This is a genomic window from Skermania piniformis, assembly GCF_019285775.1.
Taxonomy (GTDB): Bacteria; Actinomycetota; Actinomycetes; order Mycobacteriales; family Mycobacteriaceae; genus Skermania; species Skermania pinensis.
The window spans coordinates 943,994-969,525 of sequence record NZ_CP079105.1; the positions used below are offsets into that span (position 1 = coordinate 943,994).

Sequence of the window (25,532 nt, forward strand, 5' to 3'; positions counted from 1 at the left end):
GTAGTCCAACTACAGGTCAGGGCGGATCGGCGGAGTCGGATCGGCTCGCCGTCGCACCGGGGAGAAACGGAGACATGATGGCAGGGGTTGTTACCGATGTCGCGGCAATGCAGGCCGCGGCGAATCATGTGGAATCGGTGAACGGGGAGCTTCATCAGCTCCTCGGCGGGCTACGTAACGAGGTCGAGGGATCGCGGGTCTCCTGGGAGGGGGAGGCTCAGGCGTCCTTTCAGGCGCTGATGCTGCGCTATGACGACGCGTCCCGGCGGTTGCACGAGAGGCTCGGCAATATCGCCGAGCTGATCCGGCAGAACGGTCGGGGTTACGACACCACCAATCAAGACTTCACCAGCACGCTCGGCGGCGTCGATGTCGGCGGTGGCTCGCTCAATCTCGGCTGACCCGATCCGCAGCACACCGACCCAGTATCAGGAGGGCAGATGAAGTACGAGTTCGGTCAGATGATGCAGCTTGCTGCAGATATCCAGACCACGTCCGGAAGGCTGACCAGCAGTCACGATCAGCTGACCCGCTATGTGGAGGGTTTGGTCGCGCAATGGGAAAGCTCGGCTCGAGATGCATATCGAGGCGTGCAGCAGCAGTGGGATCTCGCGCACAACGATCTGATCACCACCCTCGCGCGGATCTCCCGGGTGGTCGCTCAGGGGACGTCGGATATGCAGGCGACGGAGGCGCGCAACGCCGCTTCGTGGGGCTGAGCGAGTCGGGCGCCGGACCGGTCGTCGAGCAGTTGGCGAGGTCGCCGGAGTAACCGTGTCCGGTGGCCGTCGCGCGCTGGTCCCGAGTCGGGCAAGATAACAGTTGTGTCACATGTCGGGGCAGTTCATTTGAATTGGGACGTGGTAGCCGTCGCCGCCGGCGGGGGCGGGCTGCCGATTCGACCGCTGACCGTCGAAGGGTCGTACACGACGCCGGCTTATCTGTTGGCGGACGCTTCGGGTGGTCTCCATACCAAAGGAGTCGGACAGGGAAGGGGTGATCTCGGGCTTGCGATAGCCGATGTCCGGGAGATCTTGGGCTATCGAGAGATCGTCGTGGCCGGGGCGACCTGGCCGGTCGATGCGGTCTACCGTGCTCGGCTGTTCAACCCGTTGGGCGAGATTGCGGCCTATGTCGGACGGCCGGATCTGGTCGCGCTGCCGTATCCGGACGGCTGGCCGAGCTACCGGGTGGACCAGCTCGGCGCGTTGGTCGAGGCCCAGGGGGTGTTGGTCGAGATGATTCCGGAGTCGATCGCGCTGGCCGGCTACGTCCGGGCGGGCGGGTTGCTCGAGCCCGGTTGTACCGGCGTCACCGTCGTCTACTGCGACGGCCGGCGGGTGTTGGTGGTCGGGGTGCACCTCGACGACTATCGGCCGACCGAATCGATCGGCGTCCCGTTTCCGCCGGCCGCAACGACGGTCACCGAGGTCGCCGATCGTCTGGTCTACGAGGTGAGCGGGGCGGCCCGGGCGATCCAAGCGGATACCTCACGCGTGCTGCTGGTGGGCAACGCCTGCTTCGACACGGTGCTGCGGAATGCGTTTCGCAATCATCTCGGGCCCCGCCTGCGGATCGTCGAGCAACCGCTGCATGCGGTAGCGCTCGGCGCGGCCGGTGTGATCGTTGCCGAGTTGGAGGCGGGGCTGCGTTATGCGACGCCGGGCCGACCGGCGGACAACCGGGCCGGCGACGAGCGGGTTCCCACGGCGTGGCCGCGGGATGATCCGATGGCACCGGTCGCGCCGTGGCCGACCGACCCCGGGATGCCGGTCTTCGGCGGATCTCGGCGGCTGCTCGCGCCGGAACAACCCCCGTGGCCGAACAGCGCCGCAGCTGGTCTGGTATCGTGACCGGCTGGCGTTTCGGCCGCTTCGGGTTCCCGCGTCTATACCGGCCGGTGGGTCAGCCCGGGTCGATCTGTCCGGCCGGCACCACCTACGATCAGACAGGGAAGCAACGTGCCTACGTACAGCCCTAAGCCGGGGGATATCACCCGGCAGTGGCATGTCATCGACGCCACCGATGTGGTGTTGGGCCGGCTGGCCGTGCAAGCAGCCAATCTGCTGCGCGGCAAGAACAAGCCGACCTTCGCGCCGAACGTCGACGGCGGCGACTACGTGATCATCGTCAACGCGGAGAAGGTCGCGATCAGCGGCAACAAGCGGGACGACAAGTTGATCCATCATCACTCGGGACACCCGGGCGGCCTCAAATCGCGCACGGTCGGTCAGGTGCTTGCCACCAAGCCGGAGCGGTTGGTCGAGAAGGCCGTCGTCGGCATGCTGCCCAAGAACAAGCTGGGCCGCGCCATCAGCGGCAAGCTCAAGGTCTATGCCGGTCCGGAGCACCCGCACCGAGCCCAGCAGCCCGTCCCCTTCGAAATCAAGCAGGTGGCCCAGTGACCGAGTTCGATGTGACCGTCCCGGACGAGTCGGTAGAGGTCGTGGAGGAGTACGCGTACGACGAGGAGCCGATCGAGGCCGAGTTCGCCCCGGTGTTCGTCGAACGTCCGGTGCAAACGGTCGGCCGGCGTAAGGAAGCCGTGGTTCGGGTGCGGCTGATGCCCGGCACCGGCCAGTTCTCGTTGAACGGCCGCACGCTGGAGTCGTACTTCCCGAACAAGGTGCACCAACAGCTGATCAAAGCTCCGCTGGTCACCGTCGAGCGGACCGAGAGCTTCGATGTGTTCGCGCGGCTCACCGGTGGTGGTCCGTCCGGGCAGGCCGGCGCGCTCCGGCTGGCGATCGCCCGCGCGCTGATCGAAGTCACCCCGGAAGACCGCCCGGCACTCAAGCGGGCCGGTTTCCTGACCCGCGACCCGCGGGCGACCGAACGGAAGAAGTACGGTCTGAAGAAGGCCCGGAAGGCGCCGCAGTACAGCAAGCGCTGAGCTGTTGTCTGCAAGGGCGGGCATCCGTCGTATCGGATGCCTGCCCTCCGTCGTTCCAGCCCAACCGGCGTGGGTCGGTGGTGGCTAGTGAGGGGATTGGGTGATGGGTCGGATGTTCGGCACCGACGGGGTGCGCGGCTTGGCAAATGCGAACCTCGGCCCCGAGCTGGCGCTCCAACTGGCCGGTGCAGCCGCTCAGGAGCTCGGTCGGGCGACCGGAGCATCGTCGTCGCCACGCCCGCTGGCCGTGATCGGTCGTGACCCGCGGGCCAGCGGGGAGATGCTCGAGGCGGCGGTCACCGCGGGTCTGACCGCGTCCGGCGTCGATGTGCTTTCGGTCGGGGTGTTGCCTACGCCGGCGGTTGCCTACCTCACCGCGTACTACGACGCCTGCATGGGTGTGATGATCTCGGCGTCGCACAACCCGATGCCGGACAACGGGATCAAGATCTTCGCGGCCGGCGGCCGGAAATTGGACGATGCCACGGAGTGCCGGATCGAGGCCCGAGTGCACGCCGGGGAGGTGCGCCGGCCGACCGGAGCCGGAATCGGTCGGGTACAGGTCGCTGTGGATCCGGCGAGCCGGTATCTCGCCCATCTGGTCGGTGTGTTGCCCGGCCGAATCACGGGGCTGACGGTCGTGGTCGATTGCGCCCACGGCGCCGCGTCGGCTACCGCGCCTGCTGCCTACGCTGCCGCCGGCGCCCGAGTGATCACGATCAACGCCGAGCCGGACGGGCTGAACATCAACGACGGCTGTGGCTCGACTCATCTCGAGCAGCTGCAGAAAGCGGTCGTCGAGCACGGCGCGGATATCGGCATCGCACATGACGGCGACGCCGACCGCTGTCTGGCCGTGGACGCCGCCGGTGCGGTCGTCGACGGGGATGCGATCATGGCGGTGCTGGCGCTGGCGCTGCACGACGCGGGGCGACTCGTGGACGACACCTTGGTCACGACCGTGATGAGCAATCTAGGCCTGCGGATCGCGATGCGCGAGCAGGGGATCGCGATGGTGACCACCGCAGTCGGTGATCGGTATGTGCTCGAAGAACTGGAGCGCGGTGGTTACAGCCTGGGTGGCGAGCAGTCCGGACACGTGGTGATTCCGGCGCACAGCAGTACCGGTGACGGCATCTTGACGGCTTTGCTGGTACTGGGCCGGATGGCCGAGACCGGCCGCTCGTTGGCCGAGTTGGCCGGCGTGATGACCCAGTTGCCGCAGGTTTTGATCAACGTGCCGGTAGCCGACCGTGCTGCGGCGGTTCGGTCCGCGCGGGTGGCTGCCGCAGTGCACCGAGTCGAACAGGAGTTGGGGGATACCGGTCGGGTCTTGTTGCGGCCCAGCGGCACCGAGCAGTTGGTCCGGGTGATGATCGAGGCCGAGCGAGTCGACGTGGCCGAACGGCTGGCGCGCGACTTGGCTGCTGTGGTCGCTGCGGCCTGATTCTGCTCGCCGTTACTCGCTTTCGGTCACTTTCCCGTCCGCGACCGCCCAACGTCGCGTAGCGCGGACCGCCTCCAGCATCCGTCGGTCGTGGGTCACCAGCAGCAGCGTCCCGTCGAACGCCTCGACCGCCTGCTCCAACTGCTCGATCGCCGGCAGGTCCAGATGGTTGGTCGGTTCGTCGAGGACCAGCAGGTTCACTCCGCGGGCCTGGAGCAGAGCCAGTCCCGCGCGGGTACGTTCGCCGGGCGAAAGGGTCGCGGCCGGCCGCATGACGTGGTCACCACGCAGGCCGAACTTGGCCAGCAACGTCCGCACGTCCGCTACCGCCTGGTCCGGTACCTCGGCGGCGAAGACCTCGGCGAGCGGTGCAGTACCGCGAAACAGGCCGCGCGCCTGATCGATCTCCCCGATCTGTACGCCGGCGCCCAACGTCGCGGTTCCGGCCGCCGGGCGAATCCGGCCGAGCAGCAGCGACAGGAGGGTCGACTTGCCCGCGCCGTTCGCTCCGGTGATGACGATTCGGTCGGACCGATCGACGTGCAGGTCCACTGGCCCCAGGGTGAACCCGGCGCGGGTCACCATGGCTCCGGACAGCGTCGCCACCACCGTGCCACTCCGCGCCGCGGACGCGATGTTCATCCGCAGTTCCCACTCCTTGCGAGGTTCCTCGACCACGTCGAGCCGCTCGATTCGGCGTTGGGTCTGGCGTGCCTTCGCCGCCTGCTTCTCGGTCGACTCGGCCCGGAATTTTCGGCCGATCTTGTCGTTGTCGGTCGACTTGCGGCGGGCGTTTCGTACCCCGTGCTCGAGCCAGTTCCGCTGCATCCGGGCCCGGTCCTGCAGTGTCGAAAGGTTCTCGGCGTATTCGTCATAGGCGTCTCGCGCGTGTTGGCGGGCGATCGCCCGTTCCGCCAGATACGCATCGTAACCGCCGTCGTAGATCGCCACTCGGTGCTGGGCGAGATCAAGCTCGACGATCCGATTCACGGTGCGCGCGAGGAACTCCCGATCGTGGCTGACCACCATCAGCGGCGTGTGCACCGTCTCGACGAAGCGCTCGAGCCGCGTCAGCCCGGCCAGATCGAGGTCGTTGGTCGGTTCGTCGAGGAGCAGCACGTCGTACCGGGACAGCAGCACGGCGGCCAACCCGGCGCGGGCCGCCTGGCCGCCGGAGAGCCCGGTCATCGGCGCCGTCAACGCCGAAGCCAGGCCGAGCTCCGCGGCGATCTGGGCGGCACGCTCGTCCAAGTCGGCGCCGCCGAGTGCCAGCCACCGTTCGAGTGCGGGCGAGTAGGTGTCGTCGGCGCCGTCGGCGAGCGCCGCTGCGGCTGCCTCCATCGCTGCCTCGGCCGGCGACACGCCGGTGCGCCGCGCCAGGAACTGCAGGACCGTCTCGCCGGGTCGTCGCTCCGGTTCTTGTGCGAGGTAACCGACGCTCGCATCCGGCGGGCTGGCGGTGACCCCGGGCCCACCCGCAGCCAGCAACCGGAGCAGAGTCGACTTACCGGCGCCGTTCGCGCCGACCAGGCCGATCACATCGCCGGGTGCCAGGGTCAGGTCGAAATCGCTGAACAGTTGCCGATTTCCATGTGCTGCGGCCAAACCGCGCGCCTGCAACGTCGCGTTCACCGGTGCATCGTGGCACGTGGTCGGGCACCACAACGCAGTGGCTGGCCGCGCCCGCAGGCACGACCAGCCACGTGATGCTTCGAGGTGATCAGGTGGTCGACACCAGCGACGAGTAGACCACCACATTCGACTTGTAACTGCGTGCGGCGGCATCGAAATCACCGCCACAGGTGACCAGCTGCAGCTGACTCTGGTCCCGGCCGCCGAACACCTGCTGGTTCGGGAAGTCGGTCTTGAGGTAGCTCTGTATGTCGGTCACCGCGAAGTGTGCGGTCTTTCCGTCGGCTCGTTTGACGTCGACGGTGTCCCCTTTCTTCAGCTTCTTCAGATCGATGAACACGCCGGGCCCGGCGACGTTGTCGACGTGACCGAGGATGACCGCCGACCCCTTTTCCCCGGGTGCCGGCCCCGGCTGATACCACGAGGCTTGTTTGTAGTCGGCCGGCACTTGCACCCGGCCGTCGTTGGTCATTCCGGTCGCGATCAGCGAGCCTGACATGTTGATCGCCGGGATCGCCAGCGATACCGGCGTCGAGCGGCTGATCGGCGGCGCCGATACCACCGCGTCCGAGTTCGTCGAATCCTTGGCGCAGCCGCCGATCGCCAGCCCGACGAGCGCGAGCAGTGCGACGAGGCAGCGGACCGCGCGCGTCGGGACGGCGGTCACGAGACGGCGAGCTGAACGGTCCGGGACCGCCGCCGAATGGTCGGCAGTGCGGCAGACCCGAGCAGGAGCGCCCCGGCAACGCCGAGCAAACCGGGATCGACCGGGGCCGTGCCGCCGCCGCCGGCTTCCGGGCCGGTGCCGGTGGGCACGACGTAGCCGCCGGGCGGCATCAGATCGGTGCGTGCGGTGCCGCCGGCCATACCGGTCGACGCGAGCTGGGCCGGGATGACCATTCCGCTGGTGGTCGAGCCACCGTTCGCGCCGGCAGCCCCGCCGCCGGCAGCCCCGCCGGCCGCGTTGTTCAATCCGCCGGCGAGCAGACCGGCGCCGACCCCGGCCGCTGCGCCGGCGATCAGACCCGCGCCGACCCCGGCGGCGATCCCGGCGGCAGCGCCGAGGTCGACCCCGGCGCTGGCTCCGGTGCTGGCGTTGGCCGAGCCGGCGACACTGCCGACCGCGTCGGTTGCCGTGTCGACGACGCCGTCGACCGCGCCGGTGGCGGTGCCGGCGACATTGTCGAGTGCGCCGGTGGCGGTGCCGGCGACATTGTCGAGTGCGCCGGTGGCGGTGCCGGCCACGCCGTCGACCGCGCCGGTGGCGGTGCCGGCGACATTGTCGAGTGCGCCGGTGGCGGTGCCGGCGACATTGTCGAGTGCGCCGGTGGCGGTGCCGGCGACATTGTCGAGTGCGCCGGTGGCGGTGCCGGCGACATTGCCGGCTGCACCGGCTGCCCCGTCGACCGCGCCGGTGGCGGTGCCGGCGACATTGCCGGCTGCACCGGCTGCCCCGTCGAGTGCGCCGGTGGCGGTGCCGGCGACCCCGGCCGCGCCGTCGAGCGCGCCGTCGAGTGCGCCGCTGCCCGCCCCGCCGGCGGTGATGCCGGGAGTGGTCACGCTGGGAACGGTGACGCTGGGAACGTTGACGGCGCCGCCGCCACCACCGCCGAGGCCGATGCCGATCTGGGCGGTTGCCAACGGAGCAGTTGCGACCATCGCGCTGGCGCCGACTGCGAGTGCGGCTGCGCGGAGCCAAGCCCGTCGCATGGTGTGGATTCGAGTGCTGTTACCTGCAGTCATCTTTCCTCAGTTCGTGCCTCTTTGCCCGACCGTTGCTGTGCTGTCGTGATCTACCCGTGATTCGTTACTAGAGTCGGTGAAATCCGTTACTCGAACACCCAGCGCTCGGTCCTGCGTGGTGTGCCGTCCGCCAGGTCGCTGGCTATCGTGACTGCCGGACCGGGAACCCGGTGTGTGTTCGCCGCGTCTCACAGTTCGGGTCCGTACGGAGGGGGAAGCATGGACGTGGATGCGGCGGCGATCGACGAGATTGCCCACAGCCTGTGCGCGTCGGCGGGGGTGCTTGCCGAGTGCGCAGCCCGGGTCGGTGCGATCGAGTTCGGTCCGGCGCAGGCCGGGCGGGCCCACGCCGCGGCCGGCCAGGCATTACAGGCCGGGTTCGCCCATCTCGGGCAGGCGCTGATCCGATGCAGTGCCAACGCATCTCGATCCGGTACCCTGCTCCGGTCGAACAGTTCCGCGGTCGTGGCCGGTGATCACGCATTCGCGCGCCGGTTGGCCGGGGCGGATCGGTGAGACTTCCGGATCGGTCGATCGACGCGGTACTGGATATCGGCGCGCCCGGCTTGACCTACTTCGACCGATACGTCCCGTTGTTCGAGGACTGGACCGGTGGTCGATTGCCGGGCGAGCTGGACGTCGCGGATCTGCGCGAACTCTACGATCAGCAACGTGGTCTGGACCTGACGCTGCTGGACGCTGCGCGTCGGCAACTCGGGCAGCATCTCGGGGTTGCGGCCGACGAGGTCGACAAACAACGAGGCGGGTTGGCGGCATTGCCCCAGGCGGTCCGGGGGAGCACGGCGGATCGAGCCGGCGCGACCCTCGGCGCGCACCTGGACCGCGCTCAGCGTGACCTGGCAGCGATGCATCGCGTGCAAGCCGCCTTGACCGATGCGATCGAGGTGATCCAACGAGCGGTCCGGGTCAAGTCGGATTACGTCGCGGGACTCGACCCGGTCGGCGCGGCCGGTGACACCGGTCCGAATCAGATCGGCGGGATGATTTACCTGGCCCGGACCGGTCACCGACATCCCATATTCCCGATGTTCGGGATGACCGATGCCGACGCGGCCGAATGGCTCGACACGGTGTTCGTGCCGGAAGTCGTCGGCCGGGTAGCGAGCTTCGTCGAGCAGTGCGAGACGACGACAGCCCTGGTAACCGAGGCCTACCAGACGGTGGCGGCCGCGATGGCCGCGGTCGATGATTCGGTCTATCCGACGCCGGACGCGTCGGTCGGATCGGTGGTGGTCGAGCCGGCGGGCGCAGTACCGGCGGAGCGGGATCCGATTCCGTTGCGTTGGGAGCCCACTGTGCCCGGGTCGACCGCGACCACCGAAGCGGAGCTACCCAGGGGGGACGGAGCAGGTGCGGTGGGGTCGGTTTCGGCGGTGCCCGGTCCGGCGCCGGCCGCGCATGGCGTGGTCGACATTTCCCGGGTACTGGGTGGGCTCGGCGGCGCCGTCGAGGTGGCGGCCGAGGCGGTAGCGAAGGTGATCGAACAGACCGCACCGGTGATTTGCGAGGCCGTTGCCGATGCGGCACGCATAGTCGGCGATGCGCTGGACCCGTCGGCGCCTGACAGTTCGGCGGCGCAACCCTCGCTCGAGGCAACCGGGTGTCCGGACCACATGCCGGGCCCAAACCACACCGCCGACCGGGTTGTCGAGTCGGCGCCGACCGGTCCGCCTCCGGACCAGACCGCCTCGCCGGCTCCGGAAGTTTCAGCGCCCCTGGAAACGGCGGTGCCCCTGGAAACTGCGGCGTCCCCCGAAACGGCGGTGCCGCCGGAAATCTCAGCGCCCCCCGGGCCCGGAAGGCCTGAACCCGTTGTGCCTGAACCCGTCGTGCCCGAACCGGCCGCATGCGCGGTGCCGGGCACTGTTGTCTCCGAACCTGCTGGGCCGGAACCTGCTGGGCCGGAACCTGCTGGGCCCGAACCAGCCGCACCGGAGCTGAGCGCACCGGCGGCAGGCGCCGGCGCAGCGGTAGATGTCGGCGCCGAACTGGCCGAAGCCGGTCCGCTTTAGCCGGCGGCGGCGTGTCCGGGCACGGCGGCCGAGGCGGCCGGATCCGGCGGTGTCGCCGACGGAACGGCCGTCCGCGGGATGGTCGCCGCCGGATCGAGGAACGGCCGGTATTCGGGGTCGCCGGCGATGCTGCCCAGCAGAAAGCCGGCGAGCAGCGCGCGGGTGGTGCGCGCGGTCCGTGGTTCGCTGCGGCCGAAGCCGAGCAAGGCGAGCGTCCGGCGGCCTTCGACGATTCCGTTCGAGCTGGACTTGTCGATCGTCCGCAGCACCGTCGGCCCCTGCCACGCCTGGTTCAGCGCGGCAGCATTCGACTCCAGGCCACCGAGTTCGCCGGGTGCGGCGAGGATCAGCGCCGGGATCTTCAGGCCGGCCGCGACCGACTCGGCGGGCGGTGCGGTCGGGGCCGGAAACAGCGCCCCGACCGCCTGCACGTCCGGCCGCCGGCCGGCCGCCAACACCGCAGCTCCGGCGCCCATCCCGTGTCCGGCCAGGGCCAGCTTCTCCGGATGCACGCTGATCGAGCCGGTACCCAGGCGAATCTTGGTGCAGATGTCGAGCGTGGTGCATAGGTCCGTCGCCAGGCCGGTGTGCGAGGGCACCGGGCCGCGTTCGGTGTCGGGGGCGGCGGCGACGATTCCCCAGGACGCCAGATAATCGAGCAGTTGGGCGTAGTTCGCGGCGCCGGCCAGCCAGCCGTGGCCGAACGCCACGGCGGGTAGGCCGAAGCCCTCGGCGGGCGTGTACACGACCCCCGGCTGGCCGGCCAGCGCCAGGTTTCCGCGCTGAACCCGATGCGGCCCTCGGAGGGATAGCCGCGCCAGCAGCGACTTCACAGACGTCACGGTCACGACCGTAGTCGAGTGCCTCGTTGGGGACGAGGGGCACAGCCCGATCCGCGGGCCGCCGGACGGGCCGCGGCCAGTATGGTGGTTCGGCATGTGCGGAATCGTGGGTTACGTCGGGCATCGGGATGCGCTCGACGTCGTCGTGGAGGCGCTGCGCCGAATGGAGTACCGCGGTTACGATTCGGCCGGGATCGCGATTCTGGACGGAGCGGGTAATACGGCCGTCGAGCGCAAGGCCGGCCGGCTGGCGAATCTGGAGGCCGAGCTCGCCGACGTCGGCGTGGACAAGTTCGGTGGGCACGCCGGTATGGGCCACACCCGCTGGGCGACGCACGGCGGGCCGACCGATCGCAACGCGCACCCACACCGGGACGCGACCGGCAAGGTCGCGGTGGTGCACAACGGCATCATCGAGAATTTCGCGGTGCTGCGGCGCGAGTTGGAGGCCGACGGGGTACGGCTGGCCAGCGACACCGATACCGAGGTCACGGTCCATCTGGTTGCCCGGGCATATGCGAGCGGACCGACCGCGGGCGATTTCGTGGCCAGCGCGCTCGCCGTCGTGCGCCGATTGCACGGTGCGTTCACGCTGGTCTTCGCGCATGCCGATCATCCCGATACGATCGTCGCCGCCCGCCGCTCGACGCCCTTGGTCGTCGGCATCGGCGACGGGGAGACGTTCCTCGGTTCGGACGTCGCGGCGTTCATCGAGCACACGCGCAGCGCGGTGGAACTGGGTCAGGACCAGGTCGTGGTGATCACCGCCGGTGGGCATCGGATCCTCGACTTCGACGGCAACGACGACGAGGACAACTCCCGACATTTCGAGATCGACTGGGACTTGGCCGCCGCCGAGAAGGGCGGCCACGACTTCTTCATGCTGAAGGAGATCGAGGAACAGCCGCAGGCGGTCGCCGAGACGCTGATCGGACATTTCGCCGACGGCCGGATCGTGCTCGACGAGCAGCGGATGTCCGACCAGGATCTGCGCGATATCGACAAGGTGTTCGTCGTCGCCTGCGGTACCGCGTTCTACGCCGGGCTGGTCGCCAAGTACGCGATCGAGCACTGGACCAGGTTGCCGGTCGAGGTGGAGCTGGCCAGCGAGTTTCGATACCGCGACCCCGTGCTGGACCGGTCCACCTTGGTGATCGCCATCTCCCAGTCCGGCGAGACCGCGGATACGCTGGAAGCGGTCCGGCACGCGAAGGAGCAGAAGGCGCGGGTGCTGGCGGTTTGCAACACCAACGGCGCGCAGATCCCGCGGGAGGCCGACGCCGTTCTCTACACCCGCGCCGGACCGGAGATCGGGGTCGCGGCGACCAAGAGCTTCCTGGCCCAGATCACCGCCACCTACCTGGTCGGGCTGGCTATCGCCCAGGCCCGCGGCACCAAGTACCCCGACGAGGTCGCCCGCGAGTATCAAGACCTGGAGGCGATGCCCGAATTGGTGTCCCGGGTACTGGAGTCGGGTGCAGCGATCCGGGCGATCGCGCGGACGTTCGCGCATTCGTCGACCGTGCTGTTCCTCGGTAGGCATGTGGGTTACCCGGTGGCGCTGGAGGGAGCGCTGAAGCTGAAGGAGCTCGCCTACATGCACGCCGAGGGTTTCGCGGCCGGCGAGCTGAAGCACGGCCCGATCGCGTTGATCGAGGACGGGCTGCCGGTGTTCATCGTGATGCCGTCACCCAAGGGCCGAGCAGTGTTACACGCGAAGTTGCTCAGCAACATCCGCGAGATCCAGGCGCGCGGCGCCCGCACGATCGTGATCGCCGAGGAGGGCGACGACACGGTGCGCCCGTTCGCCGACGACCTGATCGAGATCCCGGCTGCGCCGACGCTGCTGCAGCCGCTGTTGTCGACGGTGCCGCTGCAGATCTTCGCCGCCGAGGTTGCCCAGGCTCGTGGTTACGACGTGGACAAGCCGCGCAACCTGGCCAAGAGCGTCACGGTCGAGTAGCGACGGTCAGCTGACCTCGACGGTGCCGCGCATCTCCGGGTGCAGGGAGCAGATGTAGCTGTAGTTGCCGGCGCCGGTGAAGGTGAAGCTGTACTCGCCTTCCTTGAGGATCGGACTGTTGATCCCGAGGGCGTTGTCCCGGACGCCGGCCACTTGGTGCGGGATGCCGTCGTCCTGGAACTTCCAGGTCACGGTCTGGCCGACTTTCACCCGGACCGTCGACGGGGTGAACTTCATGTCGGCGATCGTGACCACCACGTCGGTGTGTGGCGCCGGGCTGGTCGCGGCCGGGCTACCGGACGCGGGTGATGCGGCTGCCGCCGGCGATCCGCTGCCACTCGCCGGGGAATCGGCTGCCGACTCGGTCGAGTTCCCGGTACAGGCCGAAAGCCCTGCGGTGAGAATGATTCCGGCGATCGCGAGGCGGACGGACGGGCGGCGAACAATCATGGGCTGTGAGCGTAGTCTCACCGGACATGCGTGGCTACTACTCTGCCGACCAGGTCCGGGCGGCTGAGGCCGAGCTGTTCCGGCGGGTGCCCGACGGTGATCCGATGCGCCGGGCAGCGCACGGACTGGCCCGGGTCGTCGCCGGCGAACTGGCGGTCCGTACCGGTGGGGTTTCCGGTCGGGCGGTGACATTGTTGGTCGGTTCCGGGGACAACGGCGGGGATGCGCTCTTCGCCGGGGCTGCCCTACGGCGCCGCGGGGTAGCAGTTACCGCGGTGTTGCTGACGCCCGGCAAGGTGCACCGGGCCGGGCTTGCGGCGCTGCGGCGCGCCGGCGGTCGAGTAGCCGCCGAACCAGGCCGGTACGACCTGGTGGTCGATGGCATCGTGGGTATCTCCGGGCGGGGGCCGCTGCGCCCGGCCGCGGCCGCGTTGGTCGCCGAACTGACTGCTCCGGTCGTTGCTGCCGACCTGCCCAGCGGGGTCGATCCGGACACCGGCGCGGTGACCGGACCACACGTGCAGGCAGCGGTGACGGTGACCTTCGGCGCATACAAGCCGGTGCATGTGCTGGCTGCGCCGGTGTGTGGCCGGGTGGAGCTGGTCCCGATCGGGCTGGACTTGGAAACGGCGCCGGCGCCGGTCCTGGCGTCGCCGACCCCCGCCGAGGTCGGTGCCGCGTGGCCGCTGCCCGGCCCTACCGACGACAAGTACAGCCAGGGCGTGACCGGTATCGTCGCCGGCAGCAGTCGATTTCCCGGTGCCGCGGTGCTCTGCACCGGGGCAGCGGTCGCGGCGACCTCCGGCCTGGTCCGCTATGTCGGACCGGCGGTCGGGCCGGTGCTATCGCACCGGCCGGAAGTGGTTGCCGTCGAGCGGTTGAGCGACGCCGGTCGGGCGCAGGCTTGGGTGGTCGGGCCGGGTGCAGGCACCGACGCCGCCGCGCACGACCGGCTGGCCGAGCTGCTGGACACCGACGTGCCGGTGCTCGTCGATGCGGATGGGCTTACCGTGCTGGCCGCCGACCCGGATCTGCTGCGCGGCCGAACGGCGCCGACCCTGCTGACCCCGCACGCCGGCGAGTTCGTCCGGCTGACCGGGACCGAACCCGGCGCCGACCGGGTGAGTGCGGTTCGCCGCGCCGCGGACGATCTCGGTGCCACCGTATTGCTGAAGGGTCGGGCAACGGTGATCGCGGCCCCGGGCGAAAGCCCGGTCCTGGTGAACGAAGCGGGCAGCTCGTGGGCCGCCACCGCCGGTTCCGGCGACGTGCTGTCCGGGCTGGTCGGCGCGTTGCTCGCGGCCGGGATCGAGCCGCCGCGTGCGGCGGCCATGGGTGCGCGCGCGCACGCACTGGCGGCGGCGCTGGCTGCGCGCGGCGACGGACCCGGGTGGGCGCCGATCGGTGCGTCCGCGCTGCTGGCGCAGGTTCCCGCCGCCCTGCGCGTGCTGTGGCAATATCGGCAGGCGTGACCGACCCGCAGCCGTCCGGCCCGGCACCCCAGGTCGAGGCCGTCATCGATCTCGACGCGGTATCGCACAACGTCGGGGTGCTTCGCGCACATGCCGGTGACGCGGCGGTGATGGTGGTGGTCAAGGCCGACGGGTACAACCACGGCGCGGTCGAGGTATCGCGGGCGGCGCTCGCCGCCGGTGCCCGAGAGCTGGGGGTGACGACGGTCGCCGAGGCGATCGAGTTACGCGCCGCAGGCATCACCGCACCGGTGTTGTGCTGGCTGAATACCCCGGACGCCGACTACCCGGCGGCGATCGCAGCTGATATCGAGATCGGTGTACCGTCGGTGCAGCACCTGCGGGCGGTCGCGGCGGCCGCCGCGGGGGTGGGCCGCCCGGCCACAGTGTCGATCAAGGTGGACACCGGCCTGAACCGCAACGGAGCCTCGCCACTCGAATACCCGGCGTTGCTCGACGAACTCGTCGCGGCCACGCGCGCCGGAACGGTGCGGTTGCGCGCGATCTTCTCCCATCTCGCCCACGCCGACCAGCCACACAGCCCGGTGATCGACCGGCAGCGCGACCGGTTCACGGCCGCGGTGGATGCCGCGAAGCAGCGCGGCCTGGCGCCGGAACTGGTCCATCTGGCGAACTCGGCCGCCACGCTGACCCGCCCCGATCTCGCCTTCGACCTGGTCCGGCCGGGTATCGCGGTGTACGGGCTGAACCCGGTTCCCGAGCTGGGCGATTTCGGGCTGCGCCCGGCGATGTCGTTGCAGACCCGAGTTGCGCTGGTGAAACGGGTGGCGGCCGGGGAAGGGGTGTCGTACGGCCACGAATGGATCGCGCCGCGGGACACGGTGGTCGCGCTGCTCCCGATCGGCTACGCGGACGGGGTGCCGCGGGCGCTCGGTGGCCGACTGCAGGTACTGCTCGGCGGGGTCCGGCGGCCGAACGTCGGTCGTATCTGTATGGACCAGCTGGTGGTGGATCTCGGTCCGGAGCACGACGAGGTCGCGGTCGGCGACACCGCGGTGTTGTTCGGCAGCGGTGCGGCCGGTGAGCCGCGCGCGCAGGACTGGGCCGACCTGCTCTCGACGATCCACTACGAGGTGGTCACCGGGGTGCGCGGGCGCGCGGTTCGTCGGCACCGCGACGATCAGGCCGGATGAACGAGCCGGACCACCCCGAGAAGCCGGGCCACCCCGAGGAGCACGGCACCGAAGAGCGCGGCGCCGTGTTGCGGTTGCCGACCACGGCCGATACCGAAGCGTTCGGACGCACTCTGGCAGCCGGCCTGCGCGCCGGTGACCTGGTGATCCTGGACGGCCCGCTCGGCGCCGGCAAGACGGCCCTGACGCGCGGCATCGCCGCCGGACTCGGTGTCACCGGGCGGGTCAGTTCGCCGACCTTCGTCATCGCCCGGACGCACCGGGCGCGGCCGGGTGGGATCGGACTGGTGCACGTCGACGCCTATCGACTCGATCCGGCTTCCGGCACCGGCGTCCTGGACGAGTTGGATGCGCTCGACCTCGACACCGAGCTGACCGACGCAGTCGTCGTCGTCGAGTGGGGGGTCGGGGTGGCCGAACGGTTGGCGGATCGGTATCTGCTGGTGCGACTACGCCGGGAACCGGACTCCGACGTGCGTACCGCCGCTTGGGAATGGGTTGCGCGCTAGCGATGTCGGGACCGCTCGGTATCGTAGGCCCGATCATGCTGGTTCTCGCATTGGACACTGCCACTCCGGCGGTCACCGCAGGCCTGGTCGAGCTGACCGGGCCCGACCGGATTCGGCCGCGTGCGGTGCGGGTTCACCACGACCCGCGCGCGCATGCCGAGCTGCTCACACCGCAGATCGTCGAGTGCCTGCGGGAGGCGGGAGTGACCGCGGCCGAGCTGACCGCCGTGGTCGCCGGGGTCGGCCCGGGCCCGTTCACGGGGCTGCGGGTGGGTTTGGCGACCGCGCTCGCCTACGCGGACGCCCGAGCGATCCCGGTCTACGGTGTGTGCAGCCTGGACGGCATCGCGTCGGTGGTCGCCGAGCGCTCGCTGCTCGGTGCCGGCGAGTTGTTGGTGGTCACCGATGCGCGCCGCCGTGAGGTGTACTGGGCGCGTTATCGATCCGGTACCCGGATTGCAGGTCCTGCGGTTTGCCGGCCGGCCGAGGTGGTGCTCGGGGCTGCCGTTGCGGTGGCGGGTTCGCCGGTGCATGCGAGCCTGTTCGGCTTGCCGGTCGTCGATGTCGCGGCACCGACACCGGTAGGGCTGGTGGCGTGCGCCGCGTCGGCAGTGCTCGCCGGGACGGCGCCGGATCCCTTGGTTCCGCTCTATCTGCGTCGTCCGGATGCTGCGGAGCCGAAAGCGGCGGTCCGATGATCGTCCCGGCGGCCGGCGTGCGAATCGACCCGTTGACCTCCGACGACATCCCGGATTGCGTCGTTCTGGAACGCTTGCTCTTCGCCGGCGACTCGCCGTGGACCGATGCCGCGTTCGCCGGCGAGCTGGCCGGTCGGGATACCCGCTATTTCGCCGCGCGGGCGCCGGACGCCGGTCTGGTCGGCTACGCCGGGATCGCGTTGCTCGGCTCGGCCGACGCACGCGAGTCGGAAATACGCACCATTGCGGTCGACCCCCGGCGCCGGCGCGCCGGGATCGGCACGCGGCTGTTCGACACGCTGTTGGCCGAAGCCGACCGGCACGGCGGCCCGGTGTTTCTCGAGGTGCGCACCGACAACGAGCCGGCGATCGCGCTGTATCGCCGATACCGGTTCGACGTGCTGGGCGTTCGGAAACGGTACTACCAGCCGAGCGGCGCCGACGCGTACACGATGTGTCGGCCGGTCGAGCCGGTCCCGCTGGATGAGCGGTCGGTTTCATGATCGTGCTCGGCATCGAAAGCTCCTGCGACGAGACCGGGGTGGGCGTCGTGCGGTGGCGGGACGACCGCACGTGCGAGCAGCTCGCCGACGAGGTGGCTTCCAGCGTCGCCGAGCACGCCCGGTTCGGTGGGGTGGTTCCGGAGATCGCCTCCCGGGCGCACCTGGAAGCGATCCGACCGACCGTGCGCCGGGCGCTGTCCGCTGCCGGGATCGACCGACCGGATGCGGTTGCGGTCACCGTCGGTCCCGGCCTTGCCGGTGCGCTGCTGGTCGGTGTCGCTGCGGCCAAGGCGTACGCGGCGGCCTGGGACCTGCCGCTGTACGCGGTCAACCACCTGGGCGGGCACGTGGCGGTGGACACGCTCGAGCACGGTCCGATGCCTCCGGCCGTGGCGCTGCTGGTCTCCGGCGGACACACGCATCTGCTTCGGGTCGACGACCTGGCCGAACCGATCGCCGAGTTGGGCAGCACCGTGGACGACGCCGCCGGGGAAGCGTTCGACAAGGTGGCTCGACTGCTCGGCATGGGATATCCGGGCGGACCGGAGATCGACCGGGCGGCGCGCGACGGCGACCCGGCCGCGATTGCTTTTCCGCGAGGCATGACCGGACCGCGCGACGCCCCCTACGACTTTTCGTTCTCCGGGCTCAAGACTGCGGTGGCGCGCTACGTCGAGGCACGGCGGGCCGCCGGTGACCCCATTTCGGTGGCCGACGTCGCCGCGTCCTTTCAAGAGGCGGTGGCCGACGTGCTCACCCGCAAGGCGATGCGGGCGGTCGCCGACTCCGGGATGGACACGCTGGTGCTCGGGGGCGGCGCCACCGCCAACTCCCGAATCCGGGCGTTGGCCGAGCAGCGCTGTGCGGCCGCGGGGATCACGCTGCGGGTGCCGAAGCCCCGACTGTGCACCGACAACGGGGTGATGATCGCCAGCTATGCCGCACATCTGATCGCCGGGGGTGCAATACCGTCCCCGCTGACCGTTGCCGCGGACCCGGCCTTGTCGGTTCGGATCGGTCAGCTTGATTGACCCGGTGTCGTCGCGGGCCGGCGTATCGGCGGGTCAGCCGCCGGTTGGTGGGGTGGGCGGCAGTAGTCCGGGCCACGGTAGATCGGAGAGTCCGGGCCCCGGGCGCAACGTGGGCGGCTCGCTACTGGAGCCGGCGGTCGGTGCGGTGGGGAGCACCGGTTCCCCGCCCGGGCTCGGCCCGGGCAGCTGTGACCGCGGGCTGGGCGTGGTCGGGCCGGGGCTGCTCGTCTCGGACAGGGTCGCCGGCGGCACGCCGGTCGATGTCGGCACCTCGAAGCTCTGCTCGTTGTTCGTCCCGGCCGGCGACACCGAGTTGCTCGGCGCGCGCAATGCCTGGACGCCGTAACCGACGATCAGAGCGGCGGCCAAGAGTGCCCCGGCCACCATTCCGGCCACCTTGGGGAAGGTTTTCGGCGCCTCCGGCGCGAGACTCACGATGGGATAGGTCGGCGACGGCGGCGCGTCCGCAATCAATGCCGCACCCTTCGCGATCACCGCTTCCGGCTCGTCGATCACCACGGTTCGGACGCCGAGCTGATTCGACAACCCCGAACGCAACGCCGGGATGTTGGCGCCGCCGCCGATCAGCACGATCAGCTCCGGTTGGCGCGATGTCCGGTCGCATACCGCTCGGGTGAACCCGGCGGCCTGACGGATCTGATCGGCGATCAGCCACTCGAAGTCGCCCCGGGTCATCTGCAGAGGGCGTCCGGCCACGTGGTCGAGGGTGACCGCGTTATGGGTCGACAGGTGTTCCTTCGCATTGCGAGCACGATCGACCAGATTGCCTCGGGGCTCGCGGATGGACGGGTCGGCGGCGGCGTGGTGGTGCTGCAGCTCTCGGAGCAGCAGCTGATCGATGGCGCCGCCACTGACCAGTTCGGTCCGCTGACACCCCAACACGGCGCCGTCCGAGGGATCGAGTACGGTCACCGTCAGTCCGCTGGCGCCCAGGTCGGCGACGGCGATCGTGCGGTACCGGGAGATATGACCACTCTGCTGCAAGTAGGTGTTCACCGCAGCGGACTCCGGCACCAGCCGGACCTCGCGACGCTGAGTGCTCATCGCCGAGCGGATGCCGTCGGTCTGCTCCTTGGTTCGGTAGGCGATTGCGATGCCGGTCGGTTCGACCGGCGGCCGCGACAACGTGGTCATCATATTGATCGAGGATGCGATCAATGCGCCGAGGTCGGTGGTAGTTTCGTCAGCTACCAGTACCCGGTACTCGCTCGCTCGGTCGCCCCCGCTCGTGGTGGTGAGGAGTGCGGCGCAAACGACCTCGGTTCCCGCCGAGACGCCCAGCGACGTACGCATTTCTCCCACCTCCGTCCTCGACGTCGCCCCCGATTCGGACGTCAGTGATCGGCCACGAAGACATTCTAGTTCTATGGTCGCATACTCCGTTACCTTAACGTTACGGGGTTTTCCGCTGAGCGGTAAGACCGGACCCAGATTCTCGAATGCTGGGAATGTGACGGGTGGCCGCCGTCGGATCGGCGTCGATCCGCCGAGTATGTAGGCCCGTCCTTGAGTGCTGGCACTCTCGGGTATAGAGTGCTAGATGACGCTGAGCTGGTCCCGGCACCCGCGACGACGGGGCTCGGCGCAGGTCGCCAACGCCAGAGAAGAAATACCTATCAGCCAGGGGAATCGGTCTCCTGGCACCAGATCCCAGTGGAGGGCTCAACGTGGCGAGCGTGAACATCAAGCCGCTCGAGGACAAGATCCTCGTCCAGGCCAACGAGGCCGAGACGACGACGGCCTCCGGCCTGGTCATCCCGGACACGGCCAAGGAGAAGCCGCAGGAAGGCACCGTCATCGCCGTCGGCGAGGGGCGGGTTTCCGATTCCGGCGACCGCATCCCGGTCGACGTCAAGGCCGGCGACACGGTCATCTACAGCAAGTACGGCGGCACCGAGATCAAGTACGCCGGTGAGGAGTACCTGATCCTGTCGGCCCGCGACGTCCTCGCCGTGGTGACCAAGTAACCGATCGATTCGTGAAATCGACGCGTCCCGCCCCGGTGTCCGCTGGACCCGGGGCGGGTTGCGTTGCAGACCGACAGGAGTAGGAAAAGTATGGCCAAGCAGATCGAGTACGACGAGAACGCTCGTCGCGCGCTCGAGCGTGGGGTCGACAAGCTCGCCGATGCGGTTCGGGTGACCCTCGGCCCGCGGGGTCGGCACGTGGTGCTCGCCAAGGCGTTCGGTGGGCCGACCGTGACCAACGACGGGGTGACGATCGCGCGCGAGATCGACCTGGAGGATCCGTTCGAAAATCTGGGCGCGCAGCTGGTGAAGAGCGTCGCCACCAAGACCAACGACGTCGCCGGCGATGGCACCACCACCGCGACGGTGCTCGCGCAGGCGATGGTCAAGGCGGGGTTGCGCAACATCGCCGCCGGCGCGAATCCGATCGCGCTCGGCTCGGGGATGTCCAAGGCCGCCGACCGGGTATCGGAGGAACTGCTCGCGATGGCTACCCCGGTCTCCGGGGAAACCGAGATCGCTCAGGTGGCCACGGTGTCCTCACGGGACGACGAGATCGGCGAGATGGTCGGTCGGGCGTTGACCACGGTCGGGAACGACGGGGTGGTCACGGTGGAGGAGTCGTCCACCCTGAACACCGAGCTCGAGGTCACCGAGGGCGTTCAGTTCGACAAGGGTTTCCTGTCGCTGTACTTCGTCACCGACCTCGACGCGCAGCAGGCGGTGCTCGACGACGCCTACGTGCTGCTCTATCGCGAGAAGATCAGCTCGCTGCCGGACTTCCTGCCGCTGCTGGAGAAGATCGCCGAGTCCGGCAAGCCGGTGCTGATCGTCGCCGAGGACGTCGAGGGCGAGGCGTTGTCGGTGCTGGTCGTCAATGCGATCCGCAAGACGGTCAAGGCGGTTGCGGTGAAGGCGCCGTTCTTCGGCGATCGGCGCAAGGCGTTCCTCGACGATCTGGCGATCGTCACCGGCGGAACCGTGATCAATGCCGATCTCGGGCTCACGTTGCGCGATGCCGGCCTGGACCTGCTCGGTACGGCGCGTCGGGTGGTGGTCACCAAGGACGACACGACGATCGTGGACGGGGGTGGCAGCGCCGAGGCGATCGCCGACCGGGTATCGCAACTGCGGGGCGAGATCGAGCACACCGACTCCGATTGGGATCGGGAAAAGCTGGCCGAGCGGTTGGCCAAGCTGTCCGGTGGGGTCGCCGTGATCAAGGTGGGCGCCGCGACCGAGACGGCGCTCAAGGAGCGTAAGTACCGCGTCGAAGACGCGGTCGCGGCGGCCAAGGCCGCGGTGGAAGAGGGCATCGTTCCCGGCGGCGGAGCTGCGCTGATCGCGGCTGCAGCCCAACTCGGAACGCTGCGCGACTCGCTGTCCGGCGACGAGGCGTTGGGGGTCGAGGTGGTCCGGCGTGGCTTGGCCGCGCCGCTCTACTGGATCGCCGCCAACGCCGGTGCCGACGGTTCGGTCGTGACCGCGCGGGTCACCGAAAATCCGAAGCTGGGCTTCAATGCGGCGACGCTGGAGTACGGCGACCTGCTCGCCGCCGGGGTGGTCGACCCGGTCAAGGTGACCCGCTCCGCGGTGCTCAACGCCACCTCGGTGGCCCGGATGGTGCTGACCACCGAAAGCGCGGTGGTGGACAAGCCGGAGCCCGACGAGGACGACGCGGGCCACCACGGCCACAGCCACTGAGTCGGTCCGAAGCCACGGAGTCGGTCCGATCGCCGGTCCGAATTCGCCACGTACCCCTGTCCCGACGTGTCGGGGCAGGGGTACGTCGGTATCGAGGCTCGGGTCAGCCGGCGAGTCGGCGGCGTAGCCCGCGGGTGTGTAGCTCCCGCTCATTCTCGGACATACCGCCCCAGATGCCGTACGGCTCCGCCACGCGGAGCGCGTGTGCGCGACACTGGGCCATGACCGGGCATTCCCGGCAGATCTGTTTCGCCCGCACCTCACGCTGGGTACGGGCCCGACCGCGTTCGCCGTCCGGATGGAAGAAGACCGACGAATCGACGCCGCGACACGAACCGCGCATCTGCCAGTCCCACACGTCGGCGTTGGGGCCGGGAAGTCGAATCGGCGTAGGCATGACAACTCCTTGACTGGCAAGCTCGTCGGCGCTGTCGAGCAGATGATCCGTTGATCGGGTGGGCACCGGTGCTGCTCCCGACCGCCGGGCCCGCGACACGTTCGGTGCGCGCGGTCGGCGGCGGTGAGTTACGTTAGGGCGGCGGCGGAATTCGCGTCAATAGTCGGGTCCTGCCGAAAATGCGGTGACGAAACATTTCGGGCCGGGCTCCGTCGTGTGCTGCGGCCGTATTCGGCGGCGAATCCGACGATCGGGGCCGGCCGGCCGGAGATGTCCGAATTGGTGCTGTTTATGCAGGTGGACCGGTATTCCAGGTCGCGTCGAGAGCTTGTTCCGGCGGACGGGTGCACGGCCGGTCGTTTCTTTCGGATCACCCTGAGGTAATTATCCGGTGAATTGTTCCGCTCGAACCGTCGGGCGGTCGTCGACGTTCGGCTTCGCGAATTTAACTTTTTCGAAACGAGCGGTCGGCGGGCCCATCGGTTCGGCGAGTGCTGGAGTCGTAGGGTCGTCGGGTGGGATTCGACGGTCCGTGTGCATGCTCTTCGGCACTGGTCGATGCGGCGTTCGGCGCGACGCCGGGTCGGTGGCCGTTGCCACCCCCGGTCGGCGCGGTCGACCGCTGGCACCGCGCGGTGGCCCTGGGCGGGCAGGGGTATTACCGGCGCGCACATGCCGAGCTGCAGGAGGCGCAGCGTTCGCACCCCGGGTCGGAGTTGCGCTCGTTGATCTCCAGTACCGCCGGGTCGTTGCACCGACAGCTGGGTTGGCATGCGGCGGCACGGACGCTGGACGGGCAGGCGCTCGTCGAAGCGGCCCGCGCCGGGTCGGCGTCAGCGGGTGCCGACGCGCTCGTCGGCCTCGCGGCAGACGCCCTCGGCACCGGCCGGCTTGCGCTGTCGGCGCGGCTGCTCGATGCGGGTAGCCGAATGGTTGCTGACTCCTCGGGCTGGCGCTCGGCGACCCGGCTCTCCTGGGTCCGTGCCGAACTCGCACTGGCCCGTGACCGACCGGTCGAAGCGCTCGATGCGGCACGCGCGGCGCTCGCGGCGGCCACCACCGGCCGGTCGGTCCGACACCGGGTCAAGTCCACGTTGCTGATCGCTGCAGCAATGGCGGCGACCGGCTCGGTGGTGCCGGCCGCGGAGTTGGCCAGGACGGTCGTGGCGGACTGTCGACAGCATCGTCTGCTGCCCCTGCAGTGGGCGGCGGCAATGCTGTGTGCGGGGTTGGGCGACCCCGACTCGGCGGCGCTCGCGGATCGGATCGCCGCCGACATCGCCGAGCGTGGCGCCTATTTTCGGCGCGAACACTCGGACGACGTCGATGTTCTCGACTGGCCGCGCGGACCTGCTGGCTATTGTTGAGGCCGATCGACATCAGAACGAATAGCGCGCGTCCCGGGGCGGCGCGGCACTGTCTACGGTAGGAACTTGCGCTGACAATGACTCACTCGAACGAGGAGTTGGACGCAGCGGTGGCTGCTGCCGCCCAGGGCGACCGGTTGGCGCTCAGTCGCGTTTTGGAGATCATCCGGCCGCTCGTCGTCCGATACTGCCGCGGCAAGTTCGGGGCCGGTGAACGCGGCCAACTCTCTGCCGACGACGTCGCGCAGGAAGTTTGCTTGGCGGTGATGACGGCGCTTCCGCGGTACGAAGATCAGGGCCGTCCGTTCATGGCGTTCGTCTACGGAATCGCCTCGCACAAAGTTGCCGATGCGCATCGCAACGTGTCGCGTAACAAGTCCGACCCGACAGCCGAAGTACCAGATGTCATATCCACAGACCACGGGCCGGAGCAACGGGCCCTGGACTCGGAAGCGAGTCGGCAGGTGAGCAGCTTGCTGAGCACGCTTTCGGACAAGCATCGCGAGATTCTGGTTTTGCGGCTTGTGGTGGGTTTGTCGGCCGAGGAGACAGCAGCCGCGGTCGGCAGTACGGCAGGAGCAGTCCGCGTCGCCCAACATCGGGCGATTGCGAAGTTGAAGACTCAAGTGGCGAAGGCGGGTGAAATGTATGGCGAGGGATTGGCGTGAAGTCGGCAGCGACTGGCGTCGCGACGAGCCCTACGCCGATCATTTCGACGACGGCGTTCCAGTCGATATCGCCGCAGTGCGGCGAGACGATGCGCTGATCGATGCGATCGCGGGGGATGGTCCGGTGGCCACCGACGATGACGATGAATATCGTCTCGCGGTGCTGCTCACCGCATGGCGTGCAGATATCGTAACAACACCGTTGCCCGCCGGTCCGGATTTGGACACGGTAGCCGACCTGGTCGAGCAGGAGCTGGCGGCGGTGCGCAGTCGGCGCAGCATCGGCAGTCGGCTCTGGCTGGTTCGACCGATCGCCGGTGCGGCCGCGCTGGTTGCGCTGGCGATGGGTGGGATGACCGCGATCTCCTACAACGCAGAGCCGGGTGACCCGCTCTGGAAAGTCAAGGAAGTCGTATTCGCCGATCAGGCCGATTCGACGGTGGCCCAGGTCGATACCCGATCGGACCTGAATCACGCCGAAGAGCTGTTGTCCACCGGCAATGCGCCGGAAGCGAAGATGTATCTGGACCGGGCCAGTCAGCGTGTCGGCGACGTGGGCGACACCAGAAATCGTGATCAGCTGCTCGATCGTTGGAACGAGCTGATGAACAAGGTCAACACGTTGTCGCAGTCGCCGACGACGCCGGCGGCGCCTGCGGTGGTTGTTCCGACCACGGTCGACCCGGCGTTGACCATTCCCCAGCTGCCGTCCACGGCGGTTCTGGTGCCGACGATGACCGATACGCCGAGCTTTCCCACGGTCCCGGGATTGCCCGGAGTGCAGTTGCCGCCCGAAGCCACATTGCCGACCATCCCGTCGCTTCCGCAATTCGGGGGTGGTACGGCGCCGAAAGTCGAAGTACCGCAGATCGATCCACCGACGGTGGAAGTGCCCAGCGTGAGTGTGCCCACCATGCCGTCGCTTCCGGCGGCAACCGTGCCGGGGTCGATTCCGTCGAATCTGACCGTTCCGTCGGTTCCCTCCGTGCCGACGGTGGAAATCCCGGAACTACCGGCGCCGTTGAACTGATCGATTCG

The 25,532-nt window shown here is 69.1% G+C and carries 27 protein-coding genes; 20 read left to right on the forward strand and 7 right to left on the reverse strand.

Annotation, left to right across the window (positions count from 1 at the left end):
- Positions 1–77 precede the first annotated feature (77 nt).
- From KV203_RS04245 to glmM, 6 genes are all read left to right on the forward strand, one after another.
- Positions 78–401 carry a WXG100 family type VII secretion target gene (locus KV203_RS04245; protein ID WP_083529924.1) on the forward strand — a complete coding sequence of 108 codons (324 nt, stop codon included), beginning with the start codon at positions 78–80 and terminating at the stop codon, positions 399–401.
- Positions 402–440: 39 nt separating this feature from the next.
- Positions 441–719, forward strand: a complete 279-nt coding sequence (locus tag KV203_RS04250) for a WXG100 family type VII secretion target (protein WP_066468599.1) — start codon at positions 441–443, stop codon at positions 717–719.
- Between the two features lie 141 nt (positions 720–860).
- Positions 861–1,853 carry a hypothetical protein gene (locus KV203_RS04255; RefSeq protein WP_066468598.1) on the forward strand — a complete coding sequence of 331 codons (993 nt, stop codon included), beginning with the start codon at positions 861–863 and terminating at the stop codon, positions 1,851–1,853.
- Between the two features lie 108 nt (positions 1,854–1,961).
- A complete protein-coding gene (rplM, locus tag KV203_RS04260; RefSeq protein ID WP_066468597.1) occupies positions 1,962–2,405 on the forward strand; it encodes a 50S ribosomal protein L13 in 444 nt (147 codons plus the stop codon).
- Positions 2,402–2,893, forward strand: coding sequence for a 30S ribosomal protein S9 (gene rpsI, locus KV203_RS04265; RefSeq protein ID WP_083529906.1), 492 nt, complete (start codon positions 2,402–2,404; stop codon positions 2,891–2,893). Before rplM ends, rpsI begins: the two co-directional genes overlap by 4 nt.
- 103 nt (positions 2,894–2,996) lie before the next feature.
- A complete protein-coding gene (glmM, locus tag KV203_RS04270) occupies positions 2,997–4,340 on the forward strand; it encodes a phosphoglucosamine mutase (RefSeq protein WP_066468593.1) in 1,344 nt (447 codons plus the stop codon).
- A 12-nt stretch (positions 4,341–4,352) separates the two neighbouring features.
- Here the strand turns inward: glmM and KV203_RS04275 are convergent, their stop codons facing one another.
- The 3 genes from KV203_RS04275 to KV203_RS04285 all read right to left on the reverse strand — a co-directional run bounded on the left by KV203_RS04275 (position 4,353) and on the right by KV203_RS04285 (position 7,682).
- Positions 4,353–5,972, reverse strand: a complete 1,620-nt coding sequence (locus KV203_RS04275; protein ID WP_066468591.1) for an ABC-F family ATP-binding cassette domain-containing protein — start codon at positions 5,970–5,972, stop codon at positions 4,353–4,355.
- Positions 5,973–6,060: 88 nt separating this feature from the next.
- The gene (locus KV203_RS04280; protein WP_246600544.1) at positions 6,061–6,639 is read right to left on the reverse strand and encodes a class F sortase; all 579 of its coding nucleotides are present in this window, start codon (positions 6,637–6,639) and stop codon (positions 6,061–6,063) included.
- Positions 6,636–7,682 (reverse strand): hypothetical protein, encoded by a 1,047-nt coding sequence (locus KV203_RS04285; protein ID WP_218821013.1) that lies wholly within the window; start codon positions 7,680–7,682, stop codon positions 6,636–6,638. The genes KV203_RS04280 and KV203_RS04285 overlap by 4 nt, the downstream gene beginning before the upstream one ends.
- Before the next feature lie 252 nt (positions 7,683–7,934).
- Here KV203_RS04285 and KV203_RS04290 point away from each other — a divergent pair, with 252 nt between their 5' ends.
- Together KV203_RS04290 and KV203_RS04295 are read left to right on the forward strand one after the other, a co-directional pair.
- A complete protein-coding gene (locus KV203_RS04290; RefSeq protein WP_066468583.1) occupies positions 7,935–8,231 on the forward strand; it encodes a hypothetical protein in 297 nt (98 codons plus the stop codon).
- Positions 8,228–9,748 carry a hypothetical protein gene (locus KV203_RS04295; RefSeq protein WP_066468581.1) on the forward strand — a complete coding sequence of 507 codons (1,521 nt, stop codon included), beginning with the start codon at positions 8,228–8,230 and terminating at the stop codon, positions 9,746–9,748. Before KV203_RS04290 ends, KV203_RS04295 begins: the two co-directional genes overlap by 4 nt.
- Here KV203_RS04295 and KV203_RS04300 read toward each other — a convergent pair.
- Complete coding sequence (locus KV203_RS04300; protein WP_066468796.1) at positions 9,745–10,590, reverse strand: dienelactone hydrolase family protein; 846 nt, start codon at positions 10,588–10,590, stop codon at positions 9,745–9,747. The two genes, KV203_RS04295 and KV203_RS04300, sit on opposite strands and share 4 nt — an antisense overlap.
- Positions 10,591–10,684: 94 nt before the next feature.
- On the opposite strand from KV203_RS04300, the gene glmS reads away from it, so the two are divergent.
- Positions 10,685–12,553: a glutamine--fructose-6-phosphate transaminase (isomerizing) gene (glmS, locus tag KV203_RS04305; protein ID WP_066468579.1), complete on the forward strand. Its 1,869-nt coding sequence runs from the start codon at positions 10,685–10,687 to the stop codon at positions 12,551–12,553.
- Between the two features lie 6 nt (positions 12,554–12,559).
- Here glmS and KV203_RS04310 read toward each other — a convergent pair whose 3' ends face one another.
- Positions 12,560–13,003 (reverse strand): plastocyanin/azurin family copper-binding protein, encoded by a 444-nt coding sequence (locus tag KV203_RS04310; RefSeq protein WP_066468573.1) that lies wholly within the window; start codon positions 13,001–13,003, stop codon positions 12,560–12,562.
- Between the two features lie 26 nt (positions 13,004–13,029).
- On the opposite strand from KV203_RS04310, the gene KV203_RS04315 reads away from it, so the two are divergent.
- The 6 genes from KV203_RS04315 to tsaD are packed head-to-tail and all read left to right on the forward strand — an operon-like array spanning position 13,030 to position 18,370.
- Entirely contained in the window at positions 13,030–14,475 is a 1,446-nt protein-coding gene (locus KV203_RS04315; RefSeq protein WP_066468571.1) for an NAD(P)H-hydrate dehydratase, read from the forward strand.
- On the forward strand, positions 14,472–15,629 hold the full coding sequence (gene alr / locus KV203_RS04320) for an alanine racemase (RefSeq protein WP_246600554.1): 1,158 nt from the start codon (positions 14,472–14,474) through the stop codon (positions 15,627–15,629). The genes KV203_RS04315 and alr overlap by 4 nt, the downstream gene beginning before the upstream one ends.
- On the forward strand, positions 15,626–16,138 hold the full coding sequence (gene tsaE / locus KV203_RS04325) for a tRNA (adenosine(37)-N6)-threonylcarbamoyltransferase complex ATPase subunit type 1 TsaE (RefSeq protein WP_083529905.1): 513 nt from the start codon (positions 15,626–15,628) through the stop codon (positions 16,136–16,138). The genes alr and tsaE overlap by 4 nt, the downstream gene beginning before the upstream one ends.
- 35 nt (positions 16,139–16,173) lie before the next feature.
- On the forward strand, positions 16,174–16,836 hold the full coding sequence (gene tsaB / locus KV203_RS04330) for a tRNA (adenosine(37)-N6)-threonylcarbamoyltransferase complex dimerization subunit type 1 TsaB (protein ID WP_066468794.1): 663 nt from the start codon (positions 16,174–16,176) through the stop codon (positions 16,834–16,836).
- Positions 16,833–17,339, forward strand: a complete 507-nt coding sequence (gene rimI, locus KV203_RS04335) for a ribosomal protein S18-alanine N-acetyltransferase (protein ID WP_066468567.1) — start codon at positions 16,833–16,835, stop codon at positions 17,337–17,339. Before tsaB ends, rimI begins: the two co-directional genes overlap by 4 nt.
- The gene (tsaD, locus tag KV203_RS04340) at positions 17,336–18,370 is read left to right on the forward strand and encodes a tRNA (adenosine(37)-N6)-threonylcarbamoyltransferase complex transferase subunit TsaD (protein ID WP_066468565.1); all 1,035 of its coding nucleotides are present in this window, start codon (positions 17,336–17,338) and stop codon (positions 18,368–18,370) included. Before rimI ends, tsaD begins: the two co-directional genes overlap by 4 nt.
- A 33-nt stretch (positions 18,371–18,403) precedes the next feature.
- On the opposite strand, the gene KV203_RS04345 is transcribed toward tsaD, so the two are convergent.
- A complete protein-coding gene (locus KV203_RS04345) occupies positions 18,404–19,684 on the reverse strand; it encodes an Hsp70 family protein (protein WP_066468563.1) in 1,281 nt (426 codons plus the stop codon).
- Positions 19,685–20,058: 374 nt separating this feature from the next.
- Between KV203_RS04345 and groES the strand changes: the two genes are divergently transcribed.
- Together groES and groL are read left to right on the forward strand one after the other, a co-directional pair.
- A complete protein-coding gene (gene groES / locus KV203_RS04350; RefSeq protein WP_066468562.1) occupies positions 20,059–20,358 on the forward strand; it encodes a co-chaperone GroES in 300 nt (99 codons plus the stop codon).
- Between the two features lie 90 nt (positions 20,359–20,448).
- On the forward strand, positions 20,449–22,062 hold the full coding sequence (gene groL, locus KV203_RS04355; RefSeq protein ID WP_066468561.1) for a chaperonin GroEL: 1,614 nt from the start codon (positions 20,449–20,451) through the stop codon (positions 22,060–22,062).
- Positions 22,063–22,165: 103 nt separating this feature from the next.
- On the opposite strand, the gene KV203_RS04360 is transcribed toward groL, so the two are convergent.
- A complete protein-coding gene (locus KV203_RS04360; RefSeq protein WP_066468559.1) occupies positions 22,166–22,459 on the reverse strand; it encodes a WhiB family transcriptional regulator in 294 nt (97 codons plus the stop codon).
- Positions 22,460–22,974: 515 nt separating this feature from the next.
- Here KV203_RS04360 and KV203_RS04365 point away from each other — a divergent pair.
- From KV203_RS04365 to KV203_RS04375, 3 genes are all read left to right on the forward strand, one after another.
- Entirely contained in the window at positions 22,975–23,826 is an 852-nt protein-coding gene (locus tag KV203_RS04365) for a hypothetical protein (RefSeq protein WP_246600556.1), read from the forward strand.
- A gap of 77 nt (positions 23,827–23,903) precedes the next feature.
- A complete protein-coding gene (locus KV203_RS04370; RefSeq protein WP_066468557.1) occupies positions 23,904–24,494 on the forward strand; it encodes a sigma-70 family RNA polymerase sigma factor in 591 nt (196 codons plus the stop codon).
- Positions 24,475–25,524, forward strand: coding sequence for an anti-sigma-D factor RsdA (locus KV203_RS04375; protein ID WP_066468555.1), 1,050 nt, complete (start codon positions 24,475–24,477; stop codon positions 25,522–25,524). The genes KV203_RS04370 and KV203_RS04375 overlap by 20 nt, the downstream gene beginning before the upstream one ends.
- The last annotated feature ends 8 nt before the right edge of the window (positions 25,525–25,532 follow it).

What these genes read in the sequence shown, in the direction of transcription:
- glmM (WP_066468593.1), top strand. Translation starts at nt 2,997, where the DNA reads ATGGGTCGGATGTTCGGCACCGACGGGGTGCGCGGCTTGGCAAATGCG.
- KV203_RS04345 (WP_066468563.1), bottom strand. Translation starts at nt 19,684, where the DNA reads ATGCGTACGTCGCTGGGCGTCTCGGCGGGAACCGAGGTCGTTTGCGCC.
- rimI (WP_066468567.1), top strand. Translation starts at nt 16,833, where the DNA reads ATGATCGTCCCGGCGGCCGGCGTGCGAATCGACCCGTTGACCTCCGAC.
- KV203_RS04245 (WP_083529924.1), top strand. Translation starts at nt 78, where the DNA reads ATGGCAGGGGTTGTTACCGATGTCGCGGCAATGCAGGCCGCGGCGAAT.
- KV203_RS04370 (WP_066468557.1), top strand. Translation starts at nt 23,904, where the DNA reads ATGACTCACTCGAACGAGGAGTTGGACGCAGCGGTGGCTGCTGCCGCC.
- KV203_RS04290 (WP_066468583.1), top strand. Translation starts at nt 7,935, where the DNA reads ATGGACGTGGATGCGGCGGCGATCGACGAGATTGCCCACAGCCTGTGC.
- tsaB (WP_066468794.1), top strand. Translation starts at nt 16,174, where the DNA reads ATGCTGGTTCTCGCATTGGACACTGCCACTCCGGCGGTCACCGCAGGC.
- KV203_RS04285 (WP_218821013.1), bottom strand. Translation starts at nt 7,682, where the DNA reads ATGCGACGGGCTTGGCTCCGCGCAGCCGCACTCGCAGTCGGCGCCAGC.
- KV203_RS04250 (WP_066468599.1), top strand. Translation starts at nt 441, where the DNA reads ATGAAGTACGAGTTCGGTCAGATGATGCAGCTTGCTGCAGATATCCAG.
- KV203_RS04315 (WP_066468571.1), top strand. Translation starts at nt 13,030, where the DNA reads ATGCGTGGCTACTACTCTGCCGACCAGGTCCGGGCGGCTGAGGCCGAG.
- KV203_RS04375 (WP_066468555.1), top strand. Translation starts at nt 24,475, where the DNA reads ATGGCGAGGGATTGGCGTGAAGTCGGCAGCGACTGGCGTCGCGACGAG.
- KV203_RS04310 (WP_066468573.1), bottom strand. Translation starts at nt 13,003, where the DNA reads ATGATTGTTCGCCGCCCGTCCGTCCGCCTCGCGATCGCCGGAATCATT.
- KV203_RS04360 (WP_066468559.1), bottom strand. Translation starts at nt 22,459, where the DNA reads ATGCCTACGCCGATTCGACTTCCCGGCCCCAACGCCGACGTGTGGGAC.
- groL (WP_066468561.1), top strand. Translation starts at nt 20,449, where the DNA reads ATGGCCAAGCAGATCGAGTACGACGAGAACGCTCGTCGCGCGCTCGAG.
- glmS (WP_066468579.1), top strand. Translation starts at nt 10,685, where the DNA reads ATGTGCGGAATCGTGGGTTACGTCGGGCATCGGGATGCGCTCGACGTC.
- tsaD (WP_066468565.1), top strand. Translation starts at nt 17,336, where the DNA reads ATGATCGTGCTCGGCATCGAAAGCTCCTGCGACGAGACCGGGGTGGGC.
- tsaE (WP_083529905.1), top strand. Translation starts at nt 15,626, where the DNA reads ATGAACGAGCCGGACCACCCCGAGAAGCCGGGCCACCCCGAGGAGCAC.